Origin of the sequence: Enterococcus sp. DIV0756, assembly GCF_051710745.1 — a bacterium.
Taxonomy (GTDB): Bacteria; Bacillota; Bacilli; order Lactobacillales; family Enterococcaceae; genus Enterococcus_A.
In genome coordinates, this window is sequence record NZ_JBIOLF010000001.1 from 3,149,449 (window position 1) to 3,167,934 (window position 18,486).

19 protein-coding genes are annotated in these 18,486 nt (G+C 35.6%); 12 read left to right on the plus strand and 7 right to left on the minus strand.

From position 1 onward, the window contains the following. The first annotated feature begins 28 nt into the window (after positions 1 to 28). Complete coding sequence (locus IGI44_RS15200) at positions 29 to 469, plus strand: hypothetical protein (protein WP_438788597.1); 441 nt, start codon at positions 29 to 31, stop codon at positions 467 to 469. Positions 470 to 529: 60 nt separating this feature from the next. On the opposite strand, the gene IGI44_RS15205 is transcribed toward IGI44_RS15200, so the two are convergent. Continuing rightward, entirely contained in the window at positions 530 to 850 is a 321-nt protein-coding gene (locus tag IGI44_RS15205) for a hypothetical protein (protein WP_438788598.1), read from the minus strand. 168 nt (positions 851 to 1,018) lie between these two features. Between IGI44_RS15205 and IGI44_RS15210 the strand changes: the two genes are divergently transcribed. The 7 genes from IGI44_RS15210 (at position 1,019) to IGI44_RS15240 (ending at position 6,220) form a co-directional block, all read left to right on the plus strand. Continuing rightward, a complete protein-coding gene (locus tag IGI44_RS15210; protein WP_438788599.1) occupies positions 1,019 to 1,462 on the plus strand; it encodes a hypothetical protein in 444 nt (147 codons plus the stop codon). Between the two features lie 3 nt (positions 1,463 to 1,465). Next, positions 1,466 to 2,005: a hypothetical protein gene (locus tag IGI44_RS15215; RefSeq protein ID WP_438788601.1), complete on the plus strand. Its 540-nt coding sequence runs from the start codon at positions 1,466 to 1,468 to the stop codon at positions 2,003 to 2,005. Then, positions 1,998 to 2,765, plus strand: coding sequence for a hypothetical protein (locus IGI44_RS15220; protein WP_438788603.1), 768 nt, complete (start codon positions 1,998 to 2,000; stop codon positions 2,763 to 2,765). The genes IGI44_RS15215 and IGI44_RS15220 overlap by 8 nt, the downstream gene beginning before the upstream one ends. A 53-nt stretch (positions 2,766 to 2,818) precedes the next feature. Then, on the plus strand, positions 2,819 to 3,004 hold the full coding sequence (locus IGI44_RS15225) for a hypothetical protein (RefSeq protein ID WP_438788604.1): 186 nt from the start codon (positions 2,819 to 2,821) through the stop codon (positions 3,002 to 3,004). Positions 3,005 to 3,375: 371 nt separating this feature from the next. Further along, on the plus strand, positions 3,376 to 4,617 hold the full coding sequence (locus IGI44_RS15230; protein ID WP_438788606.1) for a rolling circle replication-associated protein: 1,242 nt from the start codon (positions 3,376 to 3,378) through the stop codon (positions 4,615 to 4,617). A gap of 45 nt (positions 4,618 to 4,662) precedes the next feature. Continuing rightward, positions 4,663 to 4,875 (plus strand): DUF3173 domain-containing protein, encoded by a 213-nt coding sequence (locus tag IGI44_RS15235; RefSeq protein WP_438788607.1) that lies wholly within the window; start codon positions 4,663 to 4,665, stop codon positions 4,873 to 4,875. Then, positions 4,868 to 6,220 carry a tyrosine-type recombinase/integrase gene (locus IGI44_RS15240; RefSeq protein ID WP_438788609.1) on the plus strand — a complete coding sequence of 451 codons (1,353 nt, stop codon included), beginning with the start codon at positions 4,868 to 4,870 and terminating at the stop codon, positions 6,218 to 6,220. Before IGI44_RS15235 ends, IGI44_RS15240 begins: the two co-directional genes overlap by 8 nt. A gap of 538 nt (positions 6,221 to 6,758) precedes the next feature. Here IGI44_RS15240 and IGI44_RS15245 read toward each other — a convergent pair. Both IGI44_RS15245 and IGI44_RS15250 read right to left on the minus strand, forming a co-directional pair. Continuing rightward, positions 6,759 to 9,317, minus strand: coding sequence for a hypothetical protein (locus tag IGI44_RS15245; RefSeq protein WP_438788610.1), 2,559 nt, complete (start codon positions 9,315 to 9,317; stop codon positions 6,759 to 6,761). Beyond that, positions 9,310 to 11,967, minus strand: a complete 2,658-nt coding sequence (locus IGI44_RS15250; RefSeq protein ID WP_438788611.1) for a hypothetical protein — start codon at positions 11,965 to 11,967, stop codon at positions 9,310 to 9,312. The genes IGI44_RS15245 and IGI44_RS15250 overlap by 8 nt, the downstream gene beginning before the upstream one ends. Positions 11,968 to 12,676: 709 nt before the next feature. Here IGI44_RS15250 and IGI44_RS15255 point away from each other — a divergent pair. After that, positions 12,677 to 12,952, plus strand: coding sequence for a CD3324 family protein (locus tag IGI44_RS15255; protein WP_438788612.1), 276 nt, complete (start codon positions 12,677 to 12,679; stop codon positions 12,950 to 12,952). A 166-nt stretch (positions 12,953 to 13,118) separates the two neighbouring features. Next, complete coding sequence (locus IGI44_RS15260; RefSeq protein WP_438788613.1) at positions 13,119 to 13,271, plus strand: hypothetical protein; 153 nt, start codon at positions 13,119 to 13,121, stop codon at positions 13,269 to 13,271. Positions 13,272 to 13,358: 87 nt separating this feature from the next. Here the strand turns inward: IGI44_RS15260 and IGI44_RS15265 are convergent, their stop codons facing one another. Continuing rightward, on the minus strand, positions 13,359 to 14,219 hold the full coding sequence (locus IGI44_RS15265) for a VOC family protein (protein ID WP_438788614.1): 861 nt from the start codon (positions 14,217 to 14,219) through the stop codon (positions 13,359 to 13,361). A 189-nt stretch (positions 14,220 to 14,408) separates the two neighbouring features. On the opposite strand from IGI44_RS15265, the gene IGI44_RS15270 reads away from it, so the two are divergent. Both IGI44_RS15270 and IGI44_RS15275 read left to right on the plus strand, forming a co-directional pair. Then, on the plus strand, positions 14,409 to 14,786 hold the full coding sequence (locus IGI44_RS15270; protein ID WP_438788615.1) for an AraC family transcriptional regulator: 378 nt from the start codon (positions 14,409 to 14,411) through the stop codon (positions 14,784 to 14,786). A 29-nt stretch (positions 14,787 to 14,815) separates the two neighbouring features. Beyond that, positions 14,816 to 15,307, plus strand: a complete 492-nt coding sequence (locus IGI44_RS15275; RefSeq protein WP_438788616.1) for an AraC family transcriptional regulator — start codon at positions 14,816 to 14,818, stop codon at positions 15,305 to 15,307. A gap of 232 nt (positions 15,308 to 15,539) precedes the next feature. On the opposite strand, the gene IGI44_RS15280 is transcribed toward IGI44_RS15275, so the two are convergent. The 3 genes from IGI44_RS15280 to IGI44_RS15290 form a co-directional block, all read right to left on the minus strand. Next, complete coding sequence (locus IGI44_RS15280; protein WP_438788617.1) at positions 15,540 to 16,367, minus strand: hypothetical protein; 828 nt, start codon at positions 16,365 to 16,367, stop codon at positions 15,540 to 15,542. Positions 16,368 to 16,713: 346 nt separating this feature from the next. Further along, positions 16,714 to 17,535 carry an SIS domain-containing protein gene (locus IGI44_RS15285; protein ID WP_438788618.1) on the minus strand — a complete coding sequence of 274 codons (822 nt, stop codon included), beginning with the start codon at positions 17,533 to 17,535 and terminating at the stop codon, positions 16,714 to 16,716. A gap of 107 nt (positions 17,536 to 17,642) precedes the next feature. Continuing rightward, complete coding sequence (locus IGI44_RS15290; protein ID WP_438788619.1) at positions 17,643 to 18,206, minus strand: helix-turn-helix domain-containing protein; 564 nt, start codon at positions 18,204 to 18,206, stop codon at positions 17,643 to 17,645. Positions 18,207 to 18,486 lie beyond the last annotated feature (280 nt).

Sequence of the window (18,486 nt, forward strand, 5' to 3'; positions counted from 1 at the left end):
CCAAAAAAAAAAAAAAGAGGTATCTACCATGACGAAAAAGAATCTTAGCAAAGAAGTTTTTATCGAAAACAAAAAAGAAACAAGAAAAATATTTTCTATTGATACTATTGGAGACATAAGAAAACATTTGGGATATGAGACAATTGTAGTATTCAGTCGTTTTTTTATACGCCCATCTAGATTTGGAGATATAGAATATTGTGTACGTTTTTACAAAAAAAATGCAGAAGCAGATATAGACCTAACTCTCAATGAACTAAATAAACATAAACGTACTCGATTCTGGGAAGCTACTAACATTATTAAGTTAAACCCTGCTGGTTTTAACTTAATATTCAATGAAGCAACTACTCACGAACTTAAATTGGCAAAAATGTATATTTTAAGTCACCTTGGCGATAAAAATTATGCGAATGTTTTGCGATATATAAATCGAAAGATCTATTGTGAAAACCCCTTAAAAAAATAATGATTTCACTGGCGAAAGTTATAGTTATTTAACGATCGCCAGTTTTTTTATTCGTAAATTTCAATCCGAATCCATTTCTTTGAGCAAGTCTGCTTTCACTTCATCAAGTGTTAGATTTCCAGCACTTTTTTTGTACTCTTCAACTATTTGGAACACTCTTTGTCTGCTCACACCAAATTTTTTTGCAATTAGTGGTTTAGAAATATGTTCAACCATAGCTAGATAAAGAATTTCAAATTTATCCTTCTTACTTAATCTAGCTTTCCTTTCTAAAGTAAAACGATACCCACATTTTTTGCACAGAAAAGACTGCTGTGATTTTTTCCCTCTCAGTCCATGCTTAATGGCAACTCCATTGCATCCTTCTTTTATACATTTCATTTCAAATATATCCCCCATCACACTTTCTATAATTATTATAAACGATTTCTACCCACACACCAAATTTAACACGGGATTTTGTTTCAATATTTCATCTGACATAATGTAATCATAAGCCGCGCGGCTTATAAATAATAATCCGGTACAACTGGAAGAAAGAGGTTATCCATGAAAAACAGCATTTCATTATCAGAAGCAACACTCAAAGAATTACGAATTTTAGCGAAAGGCTCAAATATCAAACTTCCTAAATCAATTAGGGTCATTGCCGCTCGCATTACTGAAAAGCGTGATGAAAAAAAAGACCCAATCTCAGGCAGTCGTGCAAAAGTTGTATTGAATGCAGTTGATGCCAACACAGCACATGAATTAGAGAAATTGAACATTGAAATCAAACAATTAAAGGGCTTTGTAGTCGAAGTAGAAGGTACCGACGAATTTTTAGCAAATATCAATATTAAAGAGGTAATTGGAAAAGAATACAGTTTAGAAAATGCTGAAATCGCCTTACTTTGGGTAAGTCGTGGCAAGAATGAGGGTTCATACAGCGCTCTCAAATTAGTCTTATCTGATGAACTAAAAGAAATCGCTACGAATCATAGCAAGGCATAATTTATGAAAACAGCAAAGCGCATCACTTGCAACTATCGTCAGAAGAAGAGAGGGCTCCCTGCGTGGGTAGCCCCCTACTTCATCATTTTAGTCGATTTTCTATTTTGGTTACTACTATTGATTACAAAAGTAGGCAATATAGCTCCTTTACTCATTCTGTGGAATGTGGGTTTGATTGCAATAGCAATTCATTTACTCATTCTCTATCTATTTTCTACTCATTCGCCGATAAATTGCTTGAGATGGAAAAAATTATTGCAACTATTCTCAGAATATAGCTCTCTTATTGCTGAAGATAAGCCAACAAGATGGGAAATATCGTCTGATGAAGAAAAAGACATTATCAAGTTCATGCCAACTGGCTCAATTTCAAAAAGCATGTCAAATATCGAAATTGATGTACCGGAAAAACTAACACAGTTTTTAGAAGTAAAGACTGGAAAAATTTGGCACATCACCGATACTATCACTGAACGTTCGAGTATCACAATGATTTTTACACACAAGGAATTAACCAGAAACGAGGTAAACTTTGATGTTTAAATTATCTGATGAAATCGATTTAGAGAATTTCCATATTTTCCTAACAGGTGCAAGTGGAACAGGAAAAACAGCTCTTACCACTTTAGCAATCTTAAGCGCTGCTCGTGAAATTGCCGAATATCCTGTTCCTAACGCTTATAGAAATCTTCGTGTGATTGATCCAAAGGGTGCTTCTCTTTATTCCCTACGCTATTCGGTTGCTTTGGATGGCGCTGAAACTTTTGCAGACACACCTGAAAAAGCATTAGTCCTACTACAAGACTTCTATGAAGAGATTACTTATCGCGGAAAACTACTTGATTCACCACATTTAGACATGGATGCAGATTATCGCACACTTAATCTTCCTCCTTGCTGGTTATTTTTTGATGAATTTGTTGATTTAATCGAACAGGCGAAAATCAAAGACAAACAGCTCGCAAATGAAATTCAATCACTGCTTGTTCGCTGTGTCACTAAAGGGCGTCAATTAGGGTGTTTTTTGTGGATCACAGCAATGCGGGCAGACACAGCTTATTTGCCGGGCTTAGTCCGTTCCACGATGATTAATATTGCGCTTGCAACAGAAGGTCGGGAAATCGACGCTGAAAATGCTCGCATGATGTTCGGATCAGCGATCAATCTTCAAAGACCTCCAAAGAATACTAAATTCTATGGATATGCAAAAGGTGAAACAGGCAAACCAAAGTTATTTTTAACTCCGAAAATTGGTGGAAATACAGATGTACGACACGTATTGAACTATTTTTTAAGTGGTTAGTTAATGCTTGTTAATTACGAGAAAGGTTTGAAGACATGGAAATTAGAAAAAAAATGAACATTATCTTTTATGTAGGCGGTAAAACACAAATTGTCACTGACGAATCCGGACACCAACAACTTGAGATTTGGCATATTAAAGGCTATGTTACACAACCTGTTCAGGCACAAAACGGCGCTTGGGTCACTTATGTTGTTGATGATAAATTTTTATCAATGTCCTTTAAGAAAAAGAGCTAATAAGCTCAAAATGTTCGTTCTGCTAATTGGCTCTTGCTCACTTTTAGTGCTGGCAGTCAGGTAACAGCGAATTGCGAAAAAGAGAAAGTTCGACCCGCCGCTTGCGGTGCGGGGCGAACATATCTTTTTCGCTATATACGCTGACTACCAAACAGCCAGCATAAAGAGAAGCAAGAGCCGAAAACAGAACGAACAACTAGAGCTGAAGTTGCGCTTCTTATAAAGAAGCATAACAAAATATTCAAATAAGACTAGTTGTGGCACGCTCTTGTCTTACGTGCCACATTACGGAAAAAGTAAAAAAAGCTTCTATCTAAGATCAACAACACTATCAAGAAAATTGACGATTCAGATGCGGAAAGGATGAAATAGTGGTTAAGCAAGTCACATCAACAGAGATTATCGAAATTTTGAAAAAAACTTCTAGAGATTATCTAGCCACGCCTGAGGGTTTAGAACGTAGTAAAGAACTTGCTGAGAATCGCGAAAAGAATTTTTACAACGTTAAAAAGACTCGCTATCTCGCAAGTGAAAAAACAATCGTATATGAGCACAAAAAGAAAACAGAATTTTCCTTCAGGCAAGTACAATGCGCGTGGTTAGTAAAATTTTTACTTAAAATTCGTGACCCCGAACTTAGAAAAACGATTATTGATTCTAGTGATTTTAGCGAAGTTACAAAGGATGATTTACAAGAACTGTATGGCACAGGTATGACTGCAACTGACTGGGATGATTATCAAGCGACGTTATTAAGTGACAAAGAAAAAGCGAAACTCCGAAAAAGTCAAAAACGGTTGACTGATCTATGTTTAGCAAATAAATTTGATCTATTTTTTACGCTTACGTTCAATCCTAAAATTGTTGATTCATTTGACTATGATTCCGTGAAGAAAGCTTTAATGAAGTTTTTGGAATCTATGCGGAAAAAATACGGCAAATTTGATTATATTTTCGTTATGGAACTACACAAAAGTGGTCGTGCACACTGTCATGGTCTTACCTATAAATTGCCCCTATCATTTACTCCAAAACTAAATAGTAAAGGCGAAGCAATCGTAGAAAATGAGCATACAGTCTTTGACTGTAAAGAGTGGTCATCAAAATATGGCTTTGGAGAATACTCGAAAATAAAGAATTTAGAATCTGCGAGTCGTTACATTAGTAAATATATAACGAAAGACATGTTCCAGCTTGCCCCCGGGAAAAATAGATATTTATGTTCACAAGGGTTGAATCGTCCCGAGACAGAATATAGCGAGGTAGATTTTACTACTTTTTCAGAGCCGGACGCTCCAGTAATGGTCGTTCAAGACTGGGACGATCTCAAAAAACAGGCTTATGATAAGATTAAAATCTATGTAAAAAAAGACGAATTGGAAACAAGTGAAATGCCAGAATCTGAGGAACCGACACAAACAAAATATGTGGGTACACCAATAATTCAATCATTAATACAACAAACTATTAATAATCAAAATAAGCGACCATTAATCGATACAATAAAGGTTGATGGCGTACAATCCGAAAAAAGTATGAAAAAAGACTGCCCCCGCACCTCCACAGTATTGGGACAGCCATTTCCTATTGTAGATAAAAAATCTACTCTTTAGTATCTCATGCTTTTTCCGAAAAAGAAAGAACGGAGAAAATGAAGAATGCAAACTATTTGTAAGCAAGACTTAATCGAATTAGGCTACAAAGAACACACTGCTCGAAATTTAATTTGCCAAGCCAAAAAAATTATGGTACAAAAAGGGTATCCATTTTACAACAATAAACGGTTGGGTCGTGTTCCAACGCATGTTGTTGAATCAATCCTCGGCGTGAATCTTCACATTGAAGAAAGCGACGTGATTGAAAATGAGTAATAAAACGCAACAAACAACTAAATATACTGGTGTATTTAAAGACTTGAAAACTGGAAAATTTTTCTATCAAACTGAACTAGGTATAGATAGAATCAGTGGTAAGCGTATTAGAAAAAAAGGTAGAACTACACAAAATGGTAATCCCTTTTCCTCAGCCTACGAGGCTCATAAAGAACTCATTCGTATCAAAAGTGAGTACCATCAAGCTCAAGGTTATGCAAATTATAATATGACTTACCAACAATTCATGGATAGTGTTTATATTCCATATTATAAAACTGATGTTGAAGAGAGTACCTTTTTAGTTCGTGAAAAAACACTGGAAAAAATCCGTGATCGCTTTGCCACTAGTCCTTTGCGGTCGATAACGGTTGAGTCGGTACAAAATTTCAGAACGTGGTTACTTACTTCTCAAGAAGATGGTGGCGCTGGATATGCTCAATCATATGCAAGTCTCGTTTTTGGAATGTTCCGTAAAAGTCTTGATAAAGCCGTTGAATTGCAATATCTAGAACAAAATATCTCTAAAAGAGTAAAAGCAATTCCGAAAGGAAAATCCATTGTTCCCTATTGGACTAAAGATGAATTTGAAAAAGTAGTTAACCAAATTTATCTTGGTGACTTTTATGAACACTTAAATTTCGTGATGCTCTGGGTTTATTACATGACAGGTGTACGTGTTAACGAGGGAGCTGCTCTTTGTTGGGAAGATATAGACTTTTCAAAAAAGCGGATGCGAGTACATCATATGTTAGTCTTAAAAAACAAAAATGACTGGAAAAGAAATGCTTACACAAAAACCGAAGATGGAAAGCGAACAATTGCATTGGATGATGACACCATCTCTATCTTGAGAAAATGGCAAACACGACAAGAGACAATGGGACTTGGCAATAAAAATGACTTTGTTTTTACTTATGATGGACTTCCAATGGTCAAGTCAACTATTGCTCGAATTATTGCTCGTTATGCTAAATTCGCTGGAGTCAAAAAAATTCAAGCTAAAGGATTACGTCACAGTCACGCTTCCTACTTGATAAACGAGTTTAATGTATCAGTTTTGGTATTATCGCAAAGAATGGGACACTCTTCACCAGAAATTACCTTGAAACATTACTCCCACATGTGGTCTGGTGCTGACGTTGCCATTGCAGAAGAAATGTCTGGAAATATCAAAATTGAGACCGCAGAAAAATCAAAAGTACAATTTACTGGCAACCAAGCTGTTACACAAAAAGTTAAAAGTGGCACCCCACCAAAGTCACCACCAAAATGGTATGCAGACCCTAAAAAGTCAGTTGTATCAAGCTTTCAAGCTAAACCTGTGGCATTGGAGTGGGAATAGACTAAAAAAGCCTATAAACGCTATAATTCAGCGTTTATAGGCTTTTTTATAAGATGAAATAAGTAAATTAAAAATTTAATATATTCTCACTAAAGAACCAATAAGGATTTTCTCGGTGGTAAAATCCAACTTTGTGCTGTAAAAAATCGCAATTTCTTAGCTATTTTTCTATTGATTCTAAAATTATTTAATTGGGGCACTGAATAACTATATTCTCTCAACCATACTTTTAGTAAATCGAATAATTGTACAAAGTTTTGAAAACTTTATAGTCATTTCTATCCTCGAGTTTTCTAGATTACTCTATATCAAATAATGACTCATCAATATTTTGATTCATCTGTATTATTCGCTTATAAAATAGTTATGCGGTACGCAAATTAATAAAACAATTGAGTTTGCCTATTTCAAATCGGCATGCACATTACCAAAATACTTTTCTATTCACTAACCACTCTTTTATGGTAATTTCTAACCTTTCTTACTTTGTCACGTATACATTTCTAGCATTTTGACTTTATATTGTCAGTAAGACTGGTCAATATGGTTGCACAAAAGAATGTACATTAGACGCAATTGCCAATTTCTCTACAAACTGATAAACATCTTTATCAACGTATCCCTCTCTTAATAATGAAGCTGCTAATACCGAATATTCATTTACTAAATTTGTTAAAAAAATCGTACTATCATCAGTGTTTATTGATATAGGTAGTTCCAATGAATCTGGATTTCCAAAAACAGAACCGCTAATATTCAATGCAGAAATTTCTGAATACTTTTGTACGTAAGAGATTTTCTTATTTGAAGATGGATTAGCTTCAATGAACACCCCTAAGTTCAGCACTTTTTGCTGTATTAATCTTTGCGCCTTTTCCAAACAAAAAATGTAATTCTTGCTTATCTCTACATGAAGTGGTTGTTCTGCATATTCACGATAATTTTTATCAAAAGAATAGCGTAGAAATAACTTTCGAGCAGTGCGATTAGAAAAGGCGCTTTTATGTTTGTTAAACTTAAAATTCAATTGATATGGATATCTAGAACAAATCTTTTCATAAGACAGCTCAGGCTGCTTACTCAATTCAAGATGAGTATCTGGACAATCTCCCCGTAAGTGATAGGAACTTAAATAATCTTCAAAACTTGGAATTTCATCATATGATAAGACCTTTTCAAAAAAATCCCATTTATACTTTTCATACTCATCTTTTAAAAAGAATAGCAAAGAACTATTTTCAATGGAATTTACTAGCACTGAATACAGCCAAACAATATCGTCTAAGTAGTCACCAAGAGAACAAAAAATATTGTTCCGTTTTATATGAAAATAGTCTTCAATATTTATGCCTAAAGCTAATGCATGTCCTATACGATCGTTTTGACGATAACCAAGAAAATTTAAGACTTCATCAATTGCTCTAAGCCCATTGGCCAATGTTGGAAATTCTTCCCCCGCGTGATAAGTTGCGTTTATAACATAATCATTGGTTGTACCTGCTCGAATTTTGCGATAAGCAGCACCGAATAGTTCAGGTCGATTATTTTTCTCAAAGTTTGCTGTATCAATCCCTACTATCTTATGAGCAATTTCTTTTTTATCATATATCGCATTCCCTAAATCACCCGTATACTTTTCTATTCTTTCCAGTGCTTCAAGTAAGATGTCCGAATCTCGATTTATTTTTGTTCTTTTGTTTCCCTGATCTTCTATCATAGTCATACGCTTAGATCTTAATGGTTTGATAAAATGGACAATCAATCCATATTTGATTTTCTGTAGTGAGGGATCATTGGGTCCCAACTTTTTTTTTACTTTATCGTACTCTTGTTCATTCATGCTGTTTAGTTTCTCAATAAATTCAATATACTCAGAAGTAGAACCTTGCGGAGTAATACGAAGTTCGATATTCTTTATATACTTCTCCCTGTAATATTTATGGAATACACTCTGGATGACATCATCTTTTTCCTTTTTGTTTTTTACGAAAAATGCTTTGATTTCTTCTTTTTCCTTGAACTTGGTAAACCCCATGCCCAAATTGTCTTGAACAAATTGAAATTTCAAGATAGTCATTCCAGCGATGTAAAGATTAAATAAGGTTCTAACATATTCTGTGTCTGATTCATCACTATAGACATAGCTCATGATTTGTTGATAAAAATCCAGCTCAATCGCTGCATATTTCGTTAGGTTAAGGTCTTGATATTTTTCGTTCCAGTATTTGTTTTGTTCTTCTTCTAAAGTTATTGTTTCCTTCAGGATTCCTCGGGAATCCAAATAATTGAGGACATCATCTGCACGAATAATCTCCCAAAGATATTTGTTATATTTCTTTTTTAACCTAGTATTACAACAAATAGGCTTATCGATATACATGGTCAAATGAACTCGAAGCAGACGAACTTTTAGAATAAACTCCAATAGATCTTCTTTTTTTCCCACCTCATTCTCAAATTCTCTGAGTGATTCTTGGCTCTCAATAAATTTCGAAAACTGAGTCGTATCAGAAAACTTCAACTGTAAAAAAGAGTACCAATTGATATCATCTGTATAGCCTGATGCTTTTAAATGCATATGATTTTCTGAAATACGATTACGCTCCAGAATATCATACAACTGTTTGTTGTTGTGTCCAATAATACTGTTCACCTTGGAAGAAGTTGGAGTCTCTATATGATGCAAATTATAAGCAGCAAGAAACAGCTTCACATCTAGTTTGTTACGATAACCATCCCATTCCAAGAGATTGTCAAAATCAACGTATAAATTATCTTTGCTTTTCTTTAGAAAACAATCCGCAATAAATGGAAATAAGTTTAATGCATCAGCATCCCCATATTTTTTCTCAAGAATTTCCCCTAAAGAATCTAGTAAGTATTCTAAGTCATCCATATGATAATTATTTGGATAAATTTGGAGATATCTACTAGAAACATTTCTTCGATATTGCTCATTGCTCAAATCGAATAAACATCTGCAATAAGCATTTTCTGGAATAACACTGTCTATTCGAAAATAGTCCAAGCATAGTTCTCTATAAATTATGCGCATGATTCGATCTACATCGTTAAATAGTACCTTCATGTTATTCATTAGAATCCTCGCTTGTAACTTCGCTGATTTCTTTTTTGTTTTCATCATCTTCCTTTTTTGTTAGCATTGAATTCAACCCGTTTAGATAGTTACGTAGTTGTTTAAGGTTGTTGTTAAGTGTAGGAAATTTTTGAGATCTACTAGTAGCGATAAATCTGTTCATTAAATCAATTTCTTCTTTTTGAAGCAAACTAGGCCAAAGACCAAAAGTTTTATGATATTCTTTAGCTACATCCCTTTTTGTTCTAACGTGATTATCACTTACAGCCAAATTTAGCATATCTCTAAGTTTTAACAATTCTTCCTTTGTAACTTTTTTTATATCTTCTTCTGGGGAGGCCGTTATTCCTGAGATTTCCTCTGGTATGATACTCTCTATTAGATTACTTGTTTCTTCTACGTTTTTAAGCAATGGATCAAAACCTCTTTTGTCATCATGTTCTAATTGACTATTTTTAATACATATTGGTAATACCATTTTTTTCTGCATTTCCTTTTCTTCAAAAACATTCAAATCACCAGTGAAACAATCATTTACACGTTTTATCGCATGCTCTATGCCACTATTCGAAGACGAGAATGATCGACGAGAATAATTTTTTCTAATGAAAAAATCTAGGTCGAACATTGAGTAAAATAGATAACTCTTAATATCCATTCTACAGACAGCATAAAGCTTATTAATCACGGAGTTGATATCAGTTAACTGTGAAAATAAGTCGACTAAATAGTGATGATTTTTCTCAAAATCTGACTTTCTAAAAACATTTCTGTATTGGTATTGGTGTCCTTTCTGCTGATAGTTATGAACTTGTAGATTAGCTTTTCTTATATCTCCATCTGCACTGATATCGCTGTAAATAATTTGAAAGATATTATCTTTCTTATCTTCTGAATAAACAACCTTATTCTCCCCTGAAACTATCTTGTCATTGTAGTAAAAACTATCTGGGATGATTTTTCCTTTTGCAAGCGCAAAGTAATTGTCAAGTTCAATTTTTCTTAAAATCATTTCATCGTTCATGTTTTCCTTTTCAATTTTATCAAATTTCATCATAGAATTAACTAAACAATGTAGCATCTCAATTGAATAGGCTATTTTCATAGCATATAAAAAATATAATTTATCTTCTGAATGATTATTTTGCCGTTTATAAAGCTCAAAAACAGAAAATACATCACCCAAGCTCACATTGTAAGATTGTTTATTCTTGATTACCTCAAACTGATCACGCATATTTTCAGAAATAGTACTTCCCACCGAACTCAACAATTTAGTACAAATAAAACTATTACGAGCAGCGTACTCACGGGAATGCCACTCTAAGACTATCTCGTGTAGTGATTTTGGTAGTGTTTCACTAAGAACATTGAAAAAATATTGCCTGTATTTCACTACATTATTTTGCAGACTTGGAAGACATGAATTTAATTGTGTACTGACTCCATCAACCAATTTTTGATAATTATCGAATTGATGGATAATTTCTAACAACTGAAGTATTCCACGCAAATTAGCGGGATAAACAAACCTTGTTAATTCAAAGGCGTCCACTGGATCAATTTGGATTCTTACTTGCTCCATAATTGCGTTTTGAATAAATTGCCTAAAAGTTAAATCTTTACTTTTACCGTAAGATAGTCTTGTACACAACTTTACTAATTTTTCTTTTTGATTTAAATCGATAAAAGGTTGTAAAATATCTAAAACCTTCGTCTTTTGTTCAACCTCCAATACTACCTGTTGAGGTCTCGGTAAGCCTTTTTCAATAAAATTAGCAGCTTGTTCCCTCAGTTCAGCAATGTCCATTTCTTTATGAGCCAACAACTCTGAATTCTCTTTAATCAAAGCATCCATAACCGAATTAATCAGTTGCTCTTTTCGAAAAGCTATAAAAATTATCAAGCTTTGTTGATATTTTAGAAACTTGAATATGTTCTGCAAAGTATTATATACTTCACCGTTTGGAACCAAATCTAAGTCATCGATAGATAAAGAAATATGAGTATATTTAGTTTCCGCAGTTTCTACTATAAGTAAAAAAAAGCTAATTAACTCTGAAATTTTTTCAAAAAAATTCTGTTGTTCTTGAAGAGTAGCGAGTACTTCCACACCTGAATTCTTTTCAGCAAATGCTGATTTATCCACACGCATATTTTTTAAGACAGATATTATTTCTTTCACACCTTTATTGAACCGAGCGATGTTTTGGAACTCTTGATTATCTTGTTTTTCATTTTTTAAAACAATTTCATCTACTTTACTTTTTAACATCGCTACAAACAACTCTAAAATATTAATCTTTCCGTCAAAAATGGTGGGATCAATCTTGGGCAGAGGATATATATCCTGTTTCTTTTCTTTCTCAGTCCATGCTCTTTTTTTCAATGCACCTTCCGCTGATTGAACAAACGAACTTTTACCAGTCCCTCTATCACCAATAACACTAAAGATATTGTTGATATTTTTGTTATCTTCAGATGATTCTACATAATTCTCTGTCCAGTTCAACAATTGCTTTAACTGCTCTCTGTATAGATAATCATTATTCTTATCCAAATCATCTTTATTTTTAAAATCTTTAAATACATACTCTTTAGTTGCTTTGGCCCAATCAATTTCCAAATCCTGATAATAAACGGTTCCCATTTAAAAGCTCCTTCTCATATTTTTCTATTTAAAAATTATAGCGTTTTCAAAATTCTCTATTATTTAACCGATTCCCTCTTTACTCAATCCACCTTGCTTAAATATTTTTCTATTCAACCAGTAATTACTTTTCATTCATTATTTCCATTTACTCACTCTTGTTATTTAATTCCATTGATTAAGCAACTCGATTCGCCCTACTTTTCTCTCATCCAACATAAATCCTCTATCTCATAAAAATGTTTCTATTTTTATAATTTACCATCAATCAGAATCTTTCTCAATAACATTTTAAACGACTATCTATAGAAAAAATACAATAAAATGTTAAAAATAAATACATATAAAGATTTCAATCCTCTTTTCTTCAACCCATATCAGAAAAATGAAAACAGAGAGACTTTTTAAGGTCTCTCTATAACTTTTAAAGAAGACTTTTGACAAATAAAGAAAACAGGATGATTAATCCAACAAATATTCAAGAATTGATTGACCAGATTATAAATTATTCTCACCCATTAGAATAATCCTCCGCAAGCTATATTTCCTCATCAATACTCCCACAAAACCAATATGCTATACTAAACATAGTACCCGAAAGGAGCATTATGATGGGAGTAATTATTATCAAAGCCTAGCAAAAGCTTGGCAGGAATGCTTGAAGAGCTTTTGCTGAATCCTAAATTTTATATTATTAGGAGGGTAAAAGATGGCTTATCAAAACGCATTCGAACTTCTACCAGAGGAAATCGTAAAAGAGATCCAAAAATATGTGAATGGTACAATCCTTTATATCCCTAAGAGATCAACGGAACGTTTGCCTTGGGGCAGCAAGACTGCTAGTAAAGAACTTCTCAAACGAAGAAACCAACAAATCTATCGGGAATATCAGATGGGGAAAAGTACTCGCGAGCTCGCTGACAGCTATTATTTGGATATCAAAAGTATCCAACGGATCATTCGCACAATGAGAAAACAATGTTAAGAAAGAGCTGTCTTTGGCTCTTTCTTTTTTTATACAAAAGGATGCTCCTCTGCCTGCGAATCTCTCCTTTATACTAAAGATAGTACGAATGAAAGGATTTGGTTCACATGCGGATGAAATGAATTGCTGACTGCTAACTGCGATTTTGCTGAAAGGGGGAGCAATCATGACAAAGCCAAAGGTAAAGCTAGAGAAACTTCTTCATGAGAAAAAAAAGAGCGCATTTGAACACTCACAGCAACAATCAAAAAGCAAAGTGACAGGCAAGCAAACTGTCCCTCATGCTCAAAATAGACGTGGTCGACCGTTATCGAAATAATTAGTATAAAAAAGAGCAATCTGGACACTGATTATCATTCAGTAGTCAGATTGCTCCTTCTGTTTTGGTAATTATTTAAGTGAGCGTCTATTTTTCAAACTTTATCGTAATGCCATTTGGATCAACGACTGTCAGACTGCCATTCGCTTCTTTGGTGTAATCGATCTGGTTTTTCCAGTGCTCTTCTAAACGATCCAACTCAGCTTGGGTGGGTACGGAGAAGCTGAAATAATCTAATCCTAAATCGTTTTCTGACATGGCAGGGATATTTTTTCCTAACCAGATGTTGGATCCAATATGGTGATGGTAATCCCCTGTTGCGAAGAATTTGGCTTGATTGCCAAAATTATTCTTCAAGGAAAGTCCTAGAACTTCGGTAAAAAAGTTTTCTGTTTGCATCAAATCCGCAACCTTTAAATGTACGTGACCAACAATCGTTCCTTTTGGAAATCCTTCCCATGTGCCATCACTAGCTGCGATCACCGCTTCCGCATCCATTTCAAGCGTTACGCCAACGATTTCACCATCTGCACGAATATCCCATTCACTTTGCGGCTTGTCAAGATAGACTTCGATACCATTGCCTTCGGGATCGTTTAAATATAGGGCTTCGCTGTAGCCGTGATCACTTGCGCCAATCACTGGCGCCTTCACCGTTAAATAATGACGTAGGGCATTTCCTAAATCTTTTCGGGTAGGCAATAAAAAGGCAACATGGTACAAGCCGGTTTTAGGTGTTATCGGCAAAGGATTTTGTACCTTCTGTAATTCAAGCAATACCGTATCATCAACACCTAGCATACTTTGGTTTGCGTTTTGTTCTAAGACCTGTAAACCAATGATCTCTTGGTAGAAGCGGGTCATTTTTTCTAAATTGGCGACCTTCAACGCTACTCGTCCAATGTGTGCGGTGGCACTTAATTGAAATGTGGGAATAATTACTGTCATGGGAAAAACCTCCTTTTCGACTTAACGAACTTTATGAATTAATCCCACCTTAACATCTTACTATTTGTAAGTAAAATTCCATGCTCAAGAAATGGACTGACATGAAGCCAAATCAATTTTTCTATTTCGTAAAAAGTGTAGTTGTCTTTTATAATAGAAGAAAGAAACGGTTGAAAGGAGTTTGAGGCAATGGCTGAATCAACGGAACAAAGCTATAGACGGTTAATTAATAAAACCGAAGACTACATTGAACAGCATCTCGCAGAGCCAATCTCTTTAAGTGATTTAGCCAGAAACGCGCACTTTTCGGAATTTCATTTCCATCGAATTTTTAGAAAATATTCTTCAGAGACACTGAAGGAATTCGTGACACGATTCAAGCTAGAGCGTGCGGCTATTTTTCTATGTGTTGCTTCATCTATTTCGTTGACCGACATTGCCTTAAGTTACGGCTATACTGATGCGAGTTCCTTTAGCAGAGCCTTCAAGAAACATTTTGGCGTCAGTCCCTCCCGCTATCGAAAACAGCAAGAAATGACAAGCGCTTCTGGTAGCAACATGGAATAATGAAATTATCCATAAAGGGGGACACGAAAATGATCGAACCAAAAAGCATCACCACAGAAAATTTAGAGGAATTGACCATCATCTACATTCGTTTCAGAGGAAGCTATGCCGCCTTTAGAAAACAGAGCCGCAAGCTGTTCAACGAACTGTTCGAGTTCGCAACAAAGATTGATCTGATCATCGAAAATGAGACCAAAGTATTAACCATTTACGATGACAATCCATTTATTACCGATGACAAAAATTTACGCACCAGTGTCGCCATGACCATTCCCAACGATCGAACTGTTCAAGAAAGCGGGAATATCTGCACATCTAGTATTTCTGGCAAATTTGGTGTGGGGCATTTTGAATTATCCGCAAAAGAGTACGGGGATGCCTGGAATTATATGTATCATGAATGGCTGTTTAAGGATAAGCAGAAAGCCCGCGATGCCGTGCCGTTTGAATTGTACGTGACTGAACCGCCGAAAAATTCTAAGGATAAAAGTTTTACCGATATTTATATTCCGATCAATTGAGCAGAATTGAGATTTAGAAAAAGGGAATCGACTTGCTTTTTTGTGCTATCGTTGTCCGCTTTACTATTGTTCACTGGTATACACAGAATGAGTATAAATTTCCATAAGATCAAAAAGTACTAAAGCCAACATTCCAACGACTTTAGTACTTGTCATTTATCTCAAAATAAATTCCAGCTTTTAGTCTTTGTTAATCACCAACATCTTTCCCTGATAGCTCCGATCTCAAATCTTATGCATCCGTATTTCCGCCTTCGGGTGCGGATTCTGCTGGTTGTGTATTTCCTCCATCGTCAGATGACTGGCTGGGCGCTGGCTCAGGATTGGAGGTCTCTGGCTGAATCGGTGTCGGTTGTACCGGATTTGGCTGGACCGGTTGTGGATAGTACGGCTGCGGTTGTTCGCTATAAGCGGGTTGTTCAACCACTGGATTCTGTTGCTCTGGCTGTATTTCTTGGACATTGGGTTGTTCTTCCGATGGCTGAGTTGGCTCTTCTGTTGACTCTGTTTGTACTTGCGCTTCGGCTTCTAATTGCTGCTGGGCAAGTTCATTGGCAATTTGTGTTTTCAAATCATCTAATCTTTTTTGTGCAGCATCTTTATCATCTTTAAGATACGGGTCAATCACTTTATCGATCAGATCCTGCGCAGCCTTGATATCATCCTCGGTTCTCGATTCTTCAGCCTTCTTTATTGCTTTATCTACAGCCGCAATTTGTTTGAGAAAGCCAGCCAGTTTTGTCATTTTATCGGTCAGTTTTGTTTTTTCGGCTTTTTGATTCTCGTTTAGTTTTTTGATGGCTTCATTGGCCCTATCAATATCTTTGTCCAATCGGGTTTTATAAGCGGTATTAACTGCTGCTTCCGCGGTTTCCAGCGTTTCTTTTTCTTTCTCAATTCGTGCATCTAGTTTTTGCTGGGCGACCCTATCTGCTTCCACTTTATTATTACGTTGAGCGTCCCTGTATATTCCTGCGCAAATAACTAAAGCAGTAATAACCGTAGTGATCATGATGAGCACGAGGATTTTCTTATTCATTTTATCTGCCTCTTTTCGCAATTTTTGCTTCGTCTTATATAAATTCTCTGTTCAACGTCAAATAACAATTATAATGTTTTTATATAAAATATGTTATCAAAAAAAGAGAGGGTCAGCAATTTAATTCTGGAAAAATAACTTTTTTCATCATTCGAGACAAATTCGTTGTATCAAAACTAAATAAGCACGAGTACGATCACATTTTACAAAAAATTAGCCGCATCAATAACATGCACTGAAAACATTTGAATGTATCTCACAATAGCAGAACGAATAAAGATGGACTGGAATTTAAGATAAAACAAAACTGCGGAAGTTAAGTAGAAATCTTAACTTCCGCAGTTTTTATTTTAATTACACTCTCACCTCACCGATAAATCGCAAACAGCTTCTCATTATACGCATCGCCGCCATCAATATTGCTGCTTCTAAACACAGGAACATCGACTCCTCGCTCGACCTCAAGCTGGACAAACGTGGTAACCACTAATTGAATAATGAAGCAGCTCATCACCGTCGATGTTGGTCCGGTTTTGACCACTTCTGTATGAGCAATGCTGGCATCACCATAGACAGAGCGGTTATCCAAGATGACATCTGCCAATTCGAATAATCGCAGACCGCTGACATGGCGGCTAGTGCTATTTTTGGAGGCTTCTAAAGCTGTAAGCGCGATGATTTTCACACCAATTGCTTTTAAGCGTTGTGCCAGTTCGACCAATAACGCATTTCGACCAGAATTTGAGGTCATCACAATCGTATCCCCTTTTTCAAAGGGATACAGCTCCAGCAGTACATCCGCGTATTCAGTCGTTCGTTCGATCATGGTGCTCTTGAAGGCGTGATTCATTCCTAATTCATTTTCTAAAATCGGAATAAATCCAGCGTAGCCGCCTGCACGAGCGAAAACTTCTTGTCCAATAATATAGGAATGTCCCGTACCAAAAAAATAAACCTTCTTTTCTTGTTGGATACTCTCGCTCATCATTTGTGCGGCTTGTTGAATCTGGGTCTGTTCTTCATTGATGACGTAGGCCATACTTTCTTGAAGCACATGATAATAGTCCTGCATTCGATTCATCGTCGTGTGTGATACTATTCCAGCAGCTTTGGAATAGCTCTTTCCTCCTTTAGTTTTTTCTCTTATCTCATTATAGCGTATTATTCTAAATCGTTTCTCTTTGCTCATCGTGATAAAACCTTATTGTTATTGTTAAAAATCCTGTACTCTTGATTTTTTTGTAAAATCAAAATGGCTATGCAAAATCGCTATTAAGCAACTTCGCATAGCCTTTTTTACCCTAAGAATATCAATACCTCAATCGCAACAAGTAGCCCGATCAACAACGCCAGCCCTAATGGATGATAGGGATTGATCGCCCAACCGACACCAAAGGATTTTGGAATAATGATCGGGGCGTATCTTCCGCTAACCTTATCATCTTTCGGTATGACCATGAAGAATCGAACGATCGAGAAGATGAACACCACCCCGACAATCAGCATCGGCCATAGTTTTTGATTTTCCAGATTCGGCAGTCGACTCATCACAAAGGCAAAGATCACCGTCAACAGCAGCAGCACCACAAATACCCCATCAAACATTTTTCTTCGCTTCGTTCGTTTCACGAGCTCAGCGTCTTTTTTCATTTTGTCCATTAATTGTTCATCACCTTTCAACAATTCGTCTAAGGAGATTTGGTAGTACTCGCTAATTGAAATGATCATGGGAATGTCTGGAAAATTCCGTCCAACTTCCCAATTGGAGATGGTCTGTCGTGAGACATGCAGATGATCCGCCACCTCCTGTTGAGTCAATCCCAGTGCCACTCGTTGTGTTTTTAATTTTTCACCTAGCAATACTTCATCCCCCTAAATCAAACCTAATCGTTGAAAAGATAAGTTACAAGCAAGATACCAAAGCAACCACAAAATGACAAGCTCGAATGGTAAGCATCGTGATTAGATCAAGGGTTTGCTGCAATAATTTCTAAACTACTAAAAAAGTTAACGGACCTTGATATAAATATTTTTTTGTCTCTATTGCTAAAAAAAGAGAAATCAATCCGCGTCTTAGTACGTTATAAACCAAAAAAACTTCTTTAAAAACCCACTAAGAAAATCCTTAGTGGGCTATAGT